Raw genomic sequence first — 15,313 nt, 5'->3', positions numbered from 1 at the left:
AAGGAAATCAAGTGAAAGTCATTTGGAATGATCAAATTGTCGATAGAACTGAAGTGAAAATCGATCTAGAAGATAGAGGTTACCAATTTGCAGATGGGATTTATGACGTGGTTCGAGCTTACAATGGCAAGTTCTTTACGTTGGATGAACACATCGATCGTTTCTTTTCTGGTATGAGCAAAATCGACTTAGAAGCCCCTTTTACTAAAGCAGAATTGAAAGAACGTTTAGCAGAATTACTGAATGTAAATAAAGTAGATACAGGGAATGTTTATTTCCAAATCACTAGAGGAATCGCTTCTCCTAGAGATCATGTTTTTCCTGAGCCGACTGTTGTTCCTCCAGTATTTACAGCATCGACAACAGTAGTACCTAGAAATGAAGAAAAGATGTCTAAAGGGATTACGGCAGCAGTCGTACCAGACACTCGCTGGTTACATTGTGACATTAAATCTATCAGTTTATTAGGGAATATCATGGCAAAACACACGGCTCATAAAAAAGGTTTTGATGAAGCCATTTTACATCGAGACGGAATCGTGACAGAGTGTTCGTCTTCTAATATGTGGATGGTCAAAGACGGAACTATTTATACGCATCCAGACGGAAACTTGATCCTTCCGGGAATTACAAAAATCGTTTTGCTGAGAGCCGCTGCTAAAGCAGGTATTCCAGTAATCGAAAAAGAATTTACGTTAGAGCAATTAAAAGAAGCAGATGAAGCTTTTTCTTCCAGTACAACTATTGAAGCTATGCCAATCGTTGAAATCGATGGCACAGCGGTAGGGACAGGTGAAAGAGGACCTGTCGTAGAAATGCTGCAACAGTTTTATATAAAAGAAATTGAAGCACAATGTGGAAGTATTATGGAGAATTCCTTAATCTAATCCTTTAAAATAAGTCCCTTACGATAGAAGTTGAGAAAGTAAAAGGCTTCTTGTGAGGGACGTTTTTTATAGAATGACCAATAATTGAATCGCAATTTAACAAATAAAACGAAAATTCGTCTAGTGGAAACCGTTGCATGAAGAGAAGTTCTGTAATTTTCAATTTGTTGCTTGACTGAATGTAGTTTTGTATCTAAAATAGATAACGAAGAGTAGGATGGATGTCTGAGCTGATATCTGTCTTTTTTTGTCCAAAGAGTAGATAGTTGCTTTTTAAATTATAGCAAGGAATGATTTTGGTATGGACTTAGAATATAATTCTGGATGGAAATTGCATCCAATCGGTGGTGACACTGGACAAGCTTATATGGGAACCAAGGCTGAGGAGAAGCTTTTTTTGAAGCGTAATTCATCACCTTTTTTAGCTGCGCTTTCTGTTGAAGGCATCACACCAAGATTGATTTGGACGAAACGTATTGGAAATGGTGATGTGTTAACAGCACAAGAATGGCTGAATGGTCGGACCTTGGAGAAAGAAGAAATGTCTTCTTTAGCTGTAGCTCAATTACTAAGCCGTATTCACAATTCTGAAAACTTACGAAGAATGTTGACTCGAGTTGGAGGTCAAGAGATCAGGCCAACTGATCTGATGCAAGATTATCAAAGGAATCTTCCATTGGATTTAAAAAATCATTCATTATTAGCTGAAGTATTTAACCACTTGATGCACACGATTCCTTTCACGGATTCGTCATTGTTGCGTGTCTGCCATGGAGATGTGTATCGTAAAAACTGGTTATTATCTGATGAAAATCGGTTATATTTAGTAGATTGGGATTCTGCCATGTTGTGTGATCCTGCTATGGACTTAGGTGTTTTATTATGTCAGTACATAGACAGATCATCATGGGAAGAATGGCTATCTCATTATGGAATAACGTTAACAGAAGAGTTAACAGAGAAAATGACTTGGTATGCAGCAATGAATTACTTATCTCAAATCAAGCAACACCATAAAAAAGCTCGGTTCCATAAAATGAATCAAGACATTATCCGATTGCAAGAATTGATGCAACATAAAAAATAAACGATTATAGAACTTATTTATCGTTATCATCATTCAATTATAGACAAATAAGAACGAAGGAGCCAAGACGATTACGTCCAGCTCCTTTTTCCTTGAAAACACTAATCTAAAAAAAGACAGGAGAAATACTATGCGTTTAAGAAATAAACCAGAGGCGCCAACTAAAATTGCCAGCTACCCTCAATACATCCCAGAGACTCCAGAGGATTGGAAAGGCAAATGGCAATCTCGTTTTAAAAATGATAACCCAATCCATATTGAAGTTGGGACTGGAAAAGGTCGTTTTATTTATGAAATGGCCAAATTGCATCCAGAGATCAATTACATCGGAATCGAAATTCAAATGAGTGTTATTGTCACAGCTCTAGACAAGTTGATTGAAAATGAATTGCCGAATCTTCAATTGTTGCAAGTAAACGGCGGAGAATTAACACAGTATTTTGCTGAAAATGAAATCAACCAAGTTTACTTGAACTTTTCTGATCCATGGCCGAAGAAAAAGCATGAAAAAAGACGATTGACGTATCAATCTTTTCTTTCTGTTTATGAAGAGATTCTTGTACCAAAAGGAGAAATTCATTTCAAAACAGACAACCAAGGATTATTCGAATATTCATTGGCTAGTTTTTCTCAATACGGAATGATCTTGAAGCAAGTATGGCTGCATTTACATGAGAGTGATTTCGAAGGCAATGTGATGACAGAGTACGAGGAAAAGTTCTCCAATAAAGGGAACCGTATTTATCGAGTGGAAGCACAGTTCAAAGATAAAACAGCAACAGGAAACTAAGCTTTTATACAAGGAAATCCCCACTTTGGAGATACTCTCCGAAGTGGGGGTTTTTTAAAGTCGTTAACGAGAATCATAGTCTATAAATATCTAATACAGTTCCAGTATAGGCATCTGCGAGAAATTCGTATTGAACCAGTTGGTTTTCTTCAATCCGAGAGATACCTCCGTAATAAACTTTTGTTTTTAAAGCAAATTTTTGCATCGGGACTTTTGTCAATTCGATCCAAGAACCTTCGATAGGGCCTTCTTCTAAAAAGGCTTTTTTGATGCGTTTCAGGATTTTATCTCCGTTCAACGGTTTATTTTTTTTCACATAACCATTTAGCAAGTACCCGCTAACTATTCCGGCGCCGAACAAGACACCTCCACAGACACTTAAGGTCGTGGAAAAACCATTTTTGTGTGTCATAAAGTTACCTCCAGTTTCAATTTGTCTATGAGTATAGTATAGCTTATTTCATGGAAAAAAAGAAATTAGATAGTTCTACCTTAAAATTGAAGAGGATATCAGTTATAATTGATAAGAAAGATGCAATATAGACTTGAAAGGGGGGAGCGGCACAACTCTATTCGTAGATGATGTGACTGCAATTTATGGAACAACAAACATTTGATTTAATCAAGAAAATGACGGAATTACAAGGAACGAGCGGATTCGAACACCGTGTTCGTAAAGAGCTGCGTAAGCAAATCGAACCTTATGTGGACGAAATCAAGCAAGATGGTTTAGGTGGGGTTTTTGGAATTCGAAAGAGTAAAACAGAAGATGCTCCAAGAATCATGGTAGCTGCTCATATGGATGAAGTTGGGTTTATGATTTCTCAAATCACCAATGAAGGTCTATTCAGAGTTGTCCCACTTGGTGGTTGGAACCCTTATGTAGTTTCAGCACAACGATTTACTCTTCAAACTGCTAAGGGAGACTATCCATGTGTGTCTTCTTCTGTACCGCCTCATTTGTTAAGAGGAACAGACGGTAAAGGCGGAGCACCAGATATAGCCGATATTTTGTTTGATGCTGGTTTTGACTCAAAAGAAGAAGCAGAATCTTACGGTGTACGTCCGGGTGATGCCATTGTTCCTGCTGTAGAAACGGTTAAAATGGCAAATGGCAAAAAGATTCTTTCTAAAGCTTGGGACAACCGTTACGGAACTACCGTTGTAGTAGAATTATTGAAAGAACTAGCTGGTGAAGCTTTACCGAATACCTTGATCGCAGGAGCAAATGTTCAAGAAGAAGTTGGTTTGCGCGGTACTAAAGGCGCTGTTAATATGCTGAAACCGGACTTGTTTTTTGCAGTAGATTGTTCTGCAGCAGATGACTTAACAGGTGACAAATCTAAATTCGGACACTTAGGAGAAGGATTCTTGTTGCGTCTGCAAGATCCAGGAATGATTACTCTTAAAGGAATGCGTGAATTCTTATTGGATACAGCTGAAACAAACAATATTCCTTATCAGTATTTTGTCTCTAAAGGCGGTACGGATGCTGGAGCGGCTCAAGTAATGAACAATGGGGTTCCTAGCGCGGTAATTGGAGTTTGCGCTCGTTATATCCATACTCATCAAACAGTCTTCCATATTGATGACTACGCAGCGGCTAAAGAAATGCTGACCCATATCGTACGTACACTAGATCGCAGCACTTTAGAAACAATCATGAAAAATAATTAAACGAAAAGAGCGGATTTTATGCAAAAATTAATGACTATTGAAGAATTTGAACCGTTAACCGCTAAAGGCAAGACAATCTTTTTCTTCACAGCAGACTGGTGCGGAGATTGTTCGTTCATCAAACCCGTTATGCCTGAAATCGTAGAAAACCATCCGGATATGACATTTGTTGAAGTTGATCGCGACAAGTTTATTGATTTATGCGGAGATCTTTCTATTTTTGGCATCCCAAGTTTTGTAGCTTTTGAAAATGGAAGTGAAATTGGACGCTTCGTTAATAAAGATCGCAAGACAAAAGAAGAAATAGAATCATTTATCTCAACATTATAGACTGAAAACTAAATTGGAGGGATTATCATGACAGAAGTTATTCAAGAATACAGAAGAGTTATGGTTGCAGTAGACGGAAGTGATTCCGCAGAGAGAGCTTTTAAAAAAGCCACAAGAATCGCTGTACGAAATCATAGTGATTTAGTAATCGCACATGTCGTTGATACCCGAACCTATAGTATGGGAATGCCAGCATTATATACTGAGGGCATTGTATCAGAATCAGAAGTAATGACTGAACAACTAGAAAAATACAAACAAGAAGCACAAGCACAAGGAGTCTCAAATGTCAGCGTAGAAATCGCAAAAGGGCACCCTAGAACCTTATTAGCTGAAGAATTGCCTAAACGTCATAAAGTAGATTTGATCATCGTCGGACAGACTGGATTGAATGCTATTGAACGTTGGATGATTGGAAGTGTCAGCGAGTATATTTTACGCACAGCTCCGTGTGACGTTCTGATTGTAAAAAATGAATTAGAAAATGAGGAATAATAATGATCGTAAGCAGTTATAACAAAGAAGGCGTTGGAGATACGTTACTCCTGATGCTGAAAAACAGTGAAAAAGAAGCCCAAGGTTTTGAACGCAAAGGGAATATCGCTCGTATATTCGATGCTGAATCAAACGAAACTGTAGGATACAATTTTTTTAATGTTTCTGAAACCATGACAATTGAAGGAAACGGTCCTGTAGTGCTATCTGAAAAAGATGTTGAACTATTGAATCAAGCGTTAGCCGAATCAGGATTTGAAGAAACACTAACGGCTGACAACACGCCTAAGTTTGTTGTAGGACATGTTAAAGAATGTGTGCCGCATCCTGACTCAGATCATTTGTCGATTACGCAAACTGAAATTGACAATGGTGAAGTAGTACAAATCGTTTGTGGAGCTTCAAACATTGCTGAAGGCCAAAAAGTAGTTGTCGCTAAAGTGGGAGCTATTATGCCAAACGGTTTAGTGATCTGGGATGGCGAATTACGTGGTGAACCAAGCTATGGAATGATTTGTTCAGCACGAGAATTAGAACTGGAAGATGCACCAAACGAAAAAGGAATCTTGGTTTTACCAGAAACTGCTGTTACTGGAGAAGCATTTAAAGGTTAAGATCAAAATTGTCATAGGCTGTCGACTAATGAATTTTAGTTGACAGCCTTTTTTATAGAGGAAAAAAGCAGTGAACTTAAAAAAATCGAATCAGAGAACTTTCGAACAAGCCTACTAACTATACTCAAATTATGATAAAATGGCTGAGTACCAAGTCAGAAGGAGGAGAGCGACTATGGCCAAATACCAAGGCCCAGTCTTTCATAGACGACTTCAATCAGAGAGAACTGTTCAGAAAACGACTCCTCGTGAAGTTAGAAAACAACAAGAAAAAAGTCCTACAAACGATATTCCGTTTTTTAAACACCATGAAGCTAAACCAGCCACTGAACCAACATTGTCTAAAAAGGGTTTGACTCATAAAGTCACCCCTTATCAAGAAGATCGAAGTTCAACACCATTTAAAGTAAAAAAAGTACCTTCTCCTTTTTATGGTTACCAAGAAAGAAGAGAAGAGAAAAAAGAATCCATTCAGTATGCAATCATTTATCAAAATCTAACAAAAGAACATGAAGACTTTCTCCTGTTTGAAGACTATTTGTCTGAATTAGGAAAAGAACAATTTGAACAAACGGACAGCAGTTCTGAACAAGAAGTGCTTGAAACTCCAAAAGCGGAAAAGGATCTTTTGCTGTTGGAGGAAAATGATGAAATCGACTTGAATGAAGAAATCACAGAAGACTCTTCAACCGTTGAAGACGACGCGTCAGACGAACTTTTAGTGCCTAAAGAAGAGGAAGAAGTGTCGAATGATTTTCTTGAAGAAGAATCATTTGTGTCTGAACAAGTTCCAGAAAACAATATGCTGAAAGAAACCAAAAAAAGAGGTTTATCTCGCTCTTTAGCAGGGATGATTCAAGAAGAGCAAGATGAGAGATTGAATAAAGGGAAAAACATCGCTCGCTATTTTGAGGAATCGAATTCAAGAGAAAACTCTCAACCTGCAACAATTTCAGAGTTGTTGGCAAGAGCTAATCAAGGTGAAGATCCTAAAGAATTGGAAGCTATTTTAGATACTCCGATGACGGCTGAAAATCAACCTGTTGCAACAAAAGTTGACACAGAATTTGAAGAAGAGGTTGTCGAGGAATCCATTCAAATCGCAGAACCAGCAGCAGAGGAAATCGCAGAATCAAATCAAGAAGAATCCTTTGATGACTCAGCTGCCTTTACTGAAAAGATTGAAAAAGTCCATCAAGAAGAAGAGGGAAATGAGCTAGAGTCGGTTATAGAAGAGCCTTCTCAAATGGAGACAGAAGTTTCTTTAGAAACATCAGCATTGGATGTTGAAGAAGTAGAGAATACTCCAATAGAAGTGGAACAAGAAGAATCAGCTAGCGATTCGACTGCTGCATATCCTGCCACAATCACTGAATTGTTGGCTCAGATGACTCAAGGTGGAGCGTATACGGATGAATTAGAAAGCTTATTGGAAGACCCAACTCCAGATTCTGCTGTTTCGAAAGAGGAATTTGTTCCATCAAAAGAGCCTGTTGTAGTGGATGCAGAAATCATTGAAGTAGAAGAAAACGAAACTGAACAATCCATCTTATTAGAAGAATCATCGAATGAGGTGAATGACCTTCAAGAGGGGAAGGAAGAATCTCCACTTCTTTTAGAAGAATCAAAAGCTGATGTGATGATCCCGGAAGATACAACCAAAGAAGATGAAACTTCACGTTCCATCGAGGATAGCTTTACTAATGAACCTGATACACTTTACACAGAACCTGAAGAGGCTCATCAAAGTGAAGTCATTGACCAAGAAGAAAACGAAGAAGAGAATCAAGAAATGGATACAGAAGAATGGAAACCTGTGGAAGGCAGATTAGCTGCAGAGAACCAATCCTTACACTACCAATTTCCTTCATTAGATTTGTTGAATGAACCGATTACTTTTGAACCGAATGCTATAGATGATTGGGTATTAGAACAAGCCGAGTGTTTGAACGAGACATTGGAAGCTTTCAATATTGAAGCTCAAGTTGTAGGATGGACGATAGGTCCTGCTATTACGCAGTTTGAATTGCAATTGGGTCGAGGCGTGAAAGTAAATAAAATCACGAATCTCTCAGATGATCTAAAACTGGCTTTAGCAGCTAAAGATATTCGAATAGAAGCTCCAATACCTGGTAAAAGTACAGTCGGGGTAGAAATCCCCAACTTGAAATCCCGTCCGGTTATGATCTCTGAGGTGATTGAAAGTGAAGCATTTGAAAACAGTGATTCCCCATTGACGATCGCAATGGGAGTCAACCTGGCCGGCGAAGCGGTTGTATCTACCATCGATAAAATGCCGCATGGTTTGATTGCAGGAGCCACCGGTTCAGGTAAGAGTGTCTTTATCAACTCTTTATTGGTCAGTTTGTTGTATAAAGCAACCCCTAATGAAGTGAAACTGATTTTGATTGACCCGAAAGCAGTTGAATTGGCGCCATACAATGATTTGCCGCACTTATTATCTCCTGTAATCTCGGAACCTAAAGCAGCAAATGAGGCGCTGAAATGGGCTGTAAATGAGATGGAAGAACGGTATCAGAAATTAGCTGCCGGCGGAGTTCGCAATATTGAGCATTTCAATAAAAAGGCTGAAGCAAGAGGGGACCATGCCTTAAAAATGCCTTACATCGTTATTATCATCGATGAGTTAGCCGACTTAATGATGGTAGCCAGCAACGAAGTCCAAGAGTCGATTGCTCGAATCACTCAAAAAGCTCGAGCAGCAGGAATCCATTTGATCGTAGCGACACAACGTCCGAGTGTTGATGTCGTGACCGGAACGATTAAAAACAATATTCCGACTCGAATAGCTTTCATGGTTTCCAGCCAAGTGGATTCCAGAACCATTTTGGATACAGGCGGAGCCGAAAAGCTGCTTGGAAGAGGGGATATGTTATTCCAAGGAAATGGTGCCAGCCAACCAGTCAGAATCCAAGGGACATATGTTGAGGAAGAAATTGACGGTATTGTAGATTTTGTAAAAGAACAACAAGAACCCAATTATCTCTTCCAATCAGAATCTCTTTTAGCCAAAGCTGAGGCGCTGGAAGGAAAAGACGAATTATTGGACGAAGTATTGCCGTTTATTATAGACGAAGGAACAGTATCGGCTTCTTCACTGCAAAGAAAATTCAAAATCGGGTTTAACCGAGCGTCAAACTTGATCGATGCATTAGAAAGCAAAAATTTAATTTCAGAAAATAAAGGGTCCAGACCAAGAGATGTGTTTTTAACAAGGTCTGATTATGAAGAAAAGTTTCTATAGATGAGTAAACGAGGATTCCCAATTTAAATGGGAATTCTCGTTTTCTTTTTGCATCAAAGTCCTTTGACAATAGCTGGAGACTCATTTATATTTGAAATATATGATATGGGATGAAAAGAAAAATGAGGTGCAAGAATGAGAATAGTGATTATTGGATCGGTGGCAGCTGGTACATCTGTTGCGGCTAAAGCAAGAAGAAATACAGAAGAAGCAGAAATCGTTGTCTACGATCAAGGAAAAGATATTTCGTATTCAGTTTGCGGGATTCCGTATCAAATCGGAGGAGAGGTTGAATCAATCGACACTTTGGTTCCTCGTAATGCAGAGTGGTTCAAAAAGAGATACGCTGTAGACATTTTTACAGAGCACCAAGTCACAAAAGTCAATCGAGAAGAAAAAAACATTATGGTCACTGATTTAAAAACGGGAGAAGTAAAACAAGATCATTATGATGTGTTGGTTTTTGCTACAGGAGCATCTCCTTTTACTCCGCCTCCGTTTGACCAAACGAGCTATGAGAATGTATTTCAAGTACGCAGTATTCAAGACAATCGTGATATCCATCAGTTTCTCTCTACCCATCAACCTAAAAAAGCATTGATTGTCGGAACCGGATTTATCGGTTTGGAATTGACGGAACAGCTGACTCACAAAGGACTTGAGGTGACGATCGTCCAATTAGAGGACCAAATCATGCCTTCGATGGACGCGGATATGACGTTTAGAGCGGAAGAATATTTGCGCACTAAAGGTATTATTCTTCACTTAGAGGATACAGTCAAAGAAATCCTAGGAGAGAAAACGATTGAAAAAGTTATTACTGCAAATGGAGCAGCTATTGATACAGACTTAGTGATTTTAGCTGCCGGAGTAAGGCCAAATACTCAGCTGGCTCAAGAAATCGGTGTGGCTTTAGGAGATTCTAGAGCTATTGCTGTGAACCGGAAAATGCAGACCAATATTCCTGATATATACGCAGTAGGTGATGCAGCAGAAAGCTTTTCAGTGATTACTGGAAAACCTGTTTATCGTCCGCTAGGTTCAACCGCGAATAAGATGGGCCGTATCGCTGGGGACGTGATAACCGGTGGGGAATTAGAACATAGAGGAGTGCTGGGAACAGGAATATTCCGATTATTTGATATGCAAATAGGACAAACCGGATTGACCGAAAAAGAAGCAACCAAGGAAGGTTACGAGATTGAAGTGCTTTTCAGTATCAAACCGGACCACGCCCAATACTTGGGTGGGAAGGAACTGACAATAAAGGCTATTGCAGATAAAAAGACTGGACGTCTGTTAGGTGCTCAAGCTATGGGGGAAAATGGAGTAGACAAACGAATTGACGTGATAGCCACAGCCATCAGTTTTGGAGCTAAAGCAGAAGATTTGTTTCATTTAGATTTAGCCTATGCACCGCCATTTGCTACGACAAAAGATCCTGTCCTGTATACTGGAATGGCTCTGGAGAATGCTTTGCATCGCAATCCATTGATCACCCCTAAAGAATTGATGGAAAAACAGCAGAACAATGTATCGATGCAGATTATTGATACACGCGGGAAAAAAGATTATGAGACATTACATGTAGAAGGTGCGATTCATATCCCGTTAGCTGAATTAAGAGAACGTTCAAAAGAATTGGATCCTCAACTTCCTACAGTTGCTTATTGCAATAAAGGTGTTACAGGAAATGCTGCTCAGAATCTTTTATTGAATAAAGGGTTTAAAGAAGTATACAATCTTTCTGGCGGCAATAAGAACTACCAACTGTATAAAAAAATGAAACAGCAAAAATAAAAGCAAAAAGAATGGAGACCAGAAATGAGGTCTCCATTCTTTTTTATACTTTAGATTAAAATAATTTTGTAGGATTCAAGCGATTTTCTGGATCAAAGACTGACTTGATCTTGCGCATCATTTCAATGTTGATATCAGCAGTCATTTCTTTGAAGTAAGGCTTTTTGATCACTCCAATACCGTGTTCAGCTGAGGGCAGACCGCCTAACTCGTTGATTTTAGCGTACAATTTGTGTAGAACGTCATCACGTTTCGTTTCCCATTCTGTTTGATCGGTGACTTTTCCTCGAGCTACACACGTATGTAAGTTGCCATCTCCTGCGTGTCCAAAACTGATCATACTTAATCCGCTTTCGGCTTCTAATTCTTTTGTGTATTGATATAAAGCAGCTAATTGATTGATAGGCACTACTTCATCCATCGTTACTTGCTCGGTGTAATTGACAACAGCTGTCAATAATGTGTCGCGTAAAAACCAAGCTGTTTTTTCATCGGCAGGGTCAGTTAAAGGTAATAATTCAACTAAGTTGTGTTGTTTGACCGTTTCTTCCAATAAAGTCATACGGCGTGCAATAGACTCACTGCTGTCGCCGTCAAGTGTCATCAATAGAAACGCTTGTCCATTTTGAACAGGGAAGAGCATGTTGTTTTCTCTTTCACTGATGGCGATTCCCTCTTTTTCGAAGAACTCCAAGGCAGTTGGATCCACACCATGTTTTAAAATATCCAATACTGCGTTAGTGGCATCTTGTAAATTTGAGAAGGCAACGATAGCAGACAGACTTGCTTTAGGAATAGGGATGACTTTTAGTTTTATTAATGTTGTGATACCAAGAGTACCTTCAGAACCAATGAACAAATCTTTCAAATCGTATCCAGAACTGCTTTTAATGTTTAAAGAGCCCAGTGTCATTTCTTCGCCATTAGCTAAAACAACATCCATTTCTCTTACATAATCTCGTGTAACACCGTATTTTACGGCTCTCATCCCACCAGCATTGGTAGCGACATTCCCTCCAATAGAAGAGTGTTTAGATCCTGGATCAGGCGGATAAAAATAGCCTTTCTTTTCGATAAATTCTTGAATTTCGCCCAGTAAGACTCCTGGTTCAACTGTTAGAGTAAGGGTTTCTTCATCCAGTCCGATGATGTGATTCATCAAATGAACGTCAATGACCAATTCACCTTTCATCGGTGCAGTAGCACCGGATAGTCCCGTTCCAGCTCCGCGAACGATGATTGGTAATTCTACTGATTGAGCAAATTTGACCAATTGAATGATTTCTTCTTTAGTTAGAGGTAAAGCAACAGCGTACACTTTGCCTGTTTCTTTAACGTACTCGTCAGATAAATAATCCTCCGGGATAGATTCTCCTACCAATAAACGATTCGGATCGGAAATGATGTCTGTTAATAGAGACAATTCTTTTTCAGGTATAGCACACACTTTATTCACTTTCAAAAAACTCCTTTCGAAATACATACTAAATGGCTTGGAAACCATTTCATTAACACTTTAGCAATCTGTTTTTGATCTGACAACTGCAAGTTGACGAAAAAACTCAAAAAGGTGATGTTTCTCATTTAAATAAGAAAAGAACTCACTGGAACAGAGCCAGTGAGTTCTTTCAACTTCTGCAAGTAAGGGTTTTTGTTTTGTCTACGATTGACGTACATCTTTAACAGCATCTAATAAAGCTACGTCTTCTTTTGATAACGTAAAGTCCAGCTGCATGTTTTCAACAATACGTTCTTCATGTGTTGATTTAGGTAATGGCAGAGTGTTTTTTTCTAAACAGTAACGTAAACAAATTTGAGCTGGAGTAACATCATATTTTTCTGCCAATTCAGTGATTTCTTTACCATTTAATAATTCACCTGTAGCAAGAGGTGAGTAAGCTTCTACAACAATGTTGTGTTCATGACAGAAATCGACTAATTCTTTTTGAGCTTGGTAACGACCAATGTAGAAAGGAATTTGGTTAGCCATCGGCACGATATCGCACTGATCAAGAATCGGTTGCAGATCTGAAATTTCGAAGTTGGACACCCCGATAGCCTTTATCTTGCCATCGTTGTACAATTTTTCCATTGCTTTCCAAGATTGTACGTTGCCTTCACTACAGTCTTTTCCTTTTTCTTCCCAAGGCCAAGGAGCATGGATCAGATATAGATCCAAGTAATCTACGCCTAATTTAGAAATTGTTTTTTCAAATTCTTCCAAAGTAGACTCGTACCCTTTAATGCTCGCACGTAATTTACTGGTAATGAATACTTCTTCTCGTTTCAAACCGAAATCTTTGATCGCTTTTCCAACGTTTTCTTCGTTTTGATAAGCAGCAGCTGTATCAATGTGGCGGTATCCAGTTTTTAAAGCAACAGTAACTGGTTCATACACCTCATCATTAGGAATCTGCCAAGTACCAAAACCAATATGTGGAATCTCTATACCATTGTGAAAAACAAATGTGTTCTTTTGAGCCATGCGAAAAATCCTCCTTTTAATGTGTTCGTTAACAATTTATACTTTACTCCAATGAAACGATTTTCGCTAGTATTTTACATAGTAGGAATGGAATTCATTTTGCATTAGAGACAGGCTGAAGCGCAACTAAAGATAAAATTGGTAGGAAAAAGCCTAAATAGAGCATAGTTGTTCATAGAATCGTCTTAACTCCGATACACATTTGCAATGAAGGCGGTTTATTATTGGGAAGACGTTACAACAATAAGTTTTTTAGTATTTTTGAGTTTCAGTCTGATTTAAATCGTGGTATACTGTATCCGTTCTGAGCCTATACAAAAGATAAGTAAGGCTTGATTTATGACAAGACAACCTATGGAAATCAGCTGAGGAATAGAGAGAATGTAAGGTGTGTTTTCTCAAAAGTTGATTTATTTTTCTATGTAAAAAAAAATGAGATGAACAAAAATCAAAGTGTTGGATCTGACCAGTTTTTATTAGTTGATTCACAGTATGGAGGATATGAACAGATGAATGAAGAAATGACGTATCATTTTGTAGGAATAAAGGGGTCTGGAATGAGTGCTTTAGCTTTGATCATGCATGACAAAGGCTTCAAAGTTCAAGGTTCCGATATTGAAAAATACTTCTTTACTCAAAAGAATCTTGAAGAATCTCACATTCCTATTATGCCTTTCGACAAACAAAACATTCAAAAAGGACAAATCATTATCGCAGGAAATGCTTTTCCAGACACACACGAGGAAATCGTTGCGGCAAAAGAACTTGGTTTAGAAGTCATTCGTTACCACGAATTCTTAGCTGAGTTAATTAACAATTATACCAGTATCGCTATTACAGGTTCTCATGGTAAAACGAGTACCACTGGTTTATTATCCCACGTTATAGGCAATATAGAAGAGACGAGTTATTTGATCGGAGATGGAACTGGGCACGGAGTACCTGATGCTGACTTCTTCGTGTTGGAAGCATGTGAGTACCGTCGCCATTTCTTAGCCTACAAACCAGACTACGCGATCATTACCAATATTGACTACGATCACCCTGATTACTTTACAAGTTTAGAAGACGTAGTAGATGCTTTTCAAACGTTGGCCAATCAAGTTAAAAAAAGCATTATTGCTTGTGGAGATGACGAACAGCTGCAAAAACTACAAGCAAGTGTTCCAGTTGTGTATTATGGCTTTGAAGACAACAATCAATTCCAAGCAAAAAATCTGACTCGTTCTACAACGGGTTCTGAGTTTGATGTTTATAATGACAATGAATATTTTGGTCATTTTGAGATTCCTACTTTTGGAAAACACAATGTCTTGAATGCTTTAGCAGTGATTGCGATTTGCCATTACGAGAACATTGATATGGAACAAGTAAAAGAGAATTTGATGACCTTTAAAGGTGTGAAACGCCGCTTTACAGAGAAAAAGATGGAAGATATGACGATCATTGATGATTACGCTCATCATCCTTCAGAGATTCGTGCTACAATTGATGCTGCTCGTCAAAAGTACCCGGATAAAGAAATCATTGCAGTCTTCCAACCTCATACATTTACGCGTACAGTAGCATTGATGAGTGAATTTGGAGAAGCTTTAAGCTTAGCCGATAGCGTTTATTTATGTGATATTTTCGGTTCGGCAAGAGAAGAAAAAGGCGAAGTCAAGATCGAGGACTTAGCTGCGAAAATCGAAAGTGGAGCGCCGATTCTTACAGAGGACGATATGTCTCCTTTATTGGCCCATCATGATGCAGTCGTTATTTTCATGGGTGCAGGTGATGTCCAAAAATTCGAAACAGCTTATGAAACGATTTTAAGTCAAACTTCTTTAAGCAATCAGTAAAATCAAATAAAAAGGGATAGAATTATCTATCTCTTTTTTTCT

The 15,313-nt window shown here is 38.5% G+C and carries 13 protein-coding genes; 10 read left to right on the top strand and 3 right to left on the bottom strand.

The window, feature by feature from the left end; genetic code table 11:
• Nucleotides 1-11: 11 nt before the first annotated feature.
• The 3 genes from dat to trmB all read left to right on the top strand — a co-directional run bounded on the left by dat (nt 12) and on the right by trmB (nt 2,764).
• Nucleotides 12-887, top strand: a complete 876-nt coding sequence (gene dat / locus BM137_RS03395; RefSeq protein WP_092479753.1) for a D-amino-acid transaminase — start codon at nt 12-14, stop codon at nt 885-887.
• A 301-nt stretch (nt 888-1,188) separates the two neighbouring features.
• On the top strand, nt 1,189-1,974 hold the full coding sequence (locus BM137_RS03390; protein ID WP_092479752.1) for a phosphotransferase family protein: 786 nt from the start codon (nt 1,189-1,191) through the stop codon (nt 1,972-1,974).
• Between the two features lie 130 nt (nt 1,975-2,104).
• Nucleotides 2,105-2,764 carry a tRNA (guanosine(46)-N7)-methyltransferase TrmB gene (gene trmB, locus BM137_RS03385; RefSeq protein WP_092479751.1) on the top strand — a complete coding sequence of 220 codons (660 nt, stop codon included), beginning with the start codon at nt 2,105-2,107 and terminating at the stop codon, nt 2,762-2,764.
• A gap of 73 nt (nt 2,765-2,837) precedes the next feature.
• Here the strand turns inward: trmB and BM137_RS03380 are convergent, their stop codons facing one another.
• Nucleotides 2,838-3,176, bottom strand: a complete 339-nt coding sequence (locus BM137_RS03380) for a PepSY domain-containing protein (RefSeq protein ID WP_092479750.1) — start codon at nt 3,174-3,176, stop codon at nt 2,838-2,840.
• 185 nt (nt 3,177-3,361) lie between these two features.
• On the opposite strand from BM137_RS03380, the gene pepA reads away from it, so the two are divergent.
• The 6 genes from pepA (at nt 3,362) to BM137_RS03350 (ending at nt 10,945) form a co-directional block, all read left to right on the top strand.
• A complete protein-coding gene (gene pepA, locus BM137_RS03375; protein WP_092479749.1) occupies nt 3,362-4,441 on the top strand; it encodes a glutamyl aminopeptidase in 1,080 nt (359 codons plus the stop codon).
• 18 nt (nt 4,442-4,459) lie between these two features.
• A complete protein-coding gene (locus BM137_RS03370; RefSeq protein WP_092479748.1) occupies nt 4,460-4,771 on the top strand; it encodes a thioredoxin family protein in 312 nt (103 codons plus the stop codon).
• Between the two features lie 27 nt (nt 4,772-4,798).
• Nucleotides 4,799-5,266, top strand: coding sequence for a universal stress protein (locus tag BM137_RS03365; RefSeq protein ID WP_092479747.1), 468 nt, complete (start codon nt 4,799-4,801; stop codon nt 5,264-5,266).
• Nucleotides 5,267-5,271: 5 nt separating this feature from the next.
• Nucleotides 5,272-5,880 carry a YtpR family tRNA-binding protein gene (gene ytpR / locus BM137_RS03360; protein WP_092479898.1) on the top strand — a complete coding sequence of 203 codons (609 nt, stop codon included), beginning with the start codon at nt 5,272-5,274 and terminating at the stop codon, nt 5,878-5,880.
• 175 nt (nt 5,881-6,055) lie between these two features.
• Nucleotides 6,056-9,145: a DNA translocase FtsK gene (locus tag BM137_RS11445; RefSeq protein ID WP_244887636.1), complete on the top strand. Its 3,090-nt coding sequence runs from the start codon at nt 6,056-6,058 to the stop codon at nt 9,143-9,145.
• A 135-nt stretch (nt 9,146-9,280) separates the two neighbouring features.
• Nucleotides 9,281-10,945 (top strand): FAD-dependent oxidoreductase, encoded by a 1,665-nt coding sequence (locus BM137_RS03350; RefSeq protein ID WP_092479746.1) that lies wholly within the window; start codon nt 9,281-9,283, stop codon nt 10,943-10,945.
• A 55-nt stretch (nt 10,946-11,000) separates the two neighbouring features.
• Here BM137_RS03350 and BM137_RS03345 read toward each other — a convergent pair whose 3' ends face one another.
• On the bottom strand, nt 11,001-12,401 hold the full coding sequence (locus tag BM137_RS03345) for an FAD-binding oxidoreductase (RefSeq protein ID WP_244887635.1): 1,401 nt from the start codon (nt 12,399-12,401) through the stop codon (nt 11,001-11,003).
• A 204-nt stretch (nt 12,402-12,605) separates the two neighbouring features.
• Nucleotides 12,606-13,430, bottom strand: a complete 825-nt coding sequence (locus BM137_RS03340) for an aldo/keto reductase (RefSeq protein WP_092479745.1) — start codon at nt 13,428-13,430, stop codon at nt 12,606-12,608.
• Between the two features lie 509 nt (nt 13,431-13,939).
• Between BM137_RS03340 and murC the strand changes: the two genes are divergently transcribed.
• Nucleotides 13,940-15,271 carry a UDP-N-acetylmuramate--L-alanine ligase gene (murC, locus tag BM137_RS03335; RefSeq protein WP_092479744.1) on the top strand — a complete coding sequence of 444 codons (1,332 nt, stop codon included), beginning with the start codon at nt 13,940-13,942 and terminating at the stop codon, nt 15,269-15,271.
• The last annotated feature ends 42 nt before the right edge of the window (nt 15,272-15,313 follow it).

Source organism: Desemzia incerta, from assembly GCF_900115825.1.
Lineage (GTDB): Bacteria > Bacillota > Bacilli > Lactobacillales > Carnobacteriaceae > Desemzia > Desemzia incerta.
The sequence above is the reverse complement of the archived record's forward strand: the minus strand, read 5'-3'. Positions and strand labels throughout refer to the sequence as shown.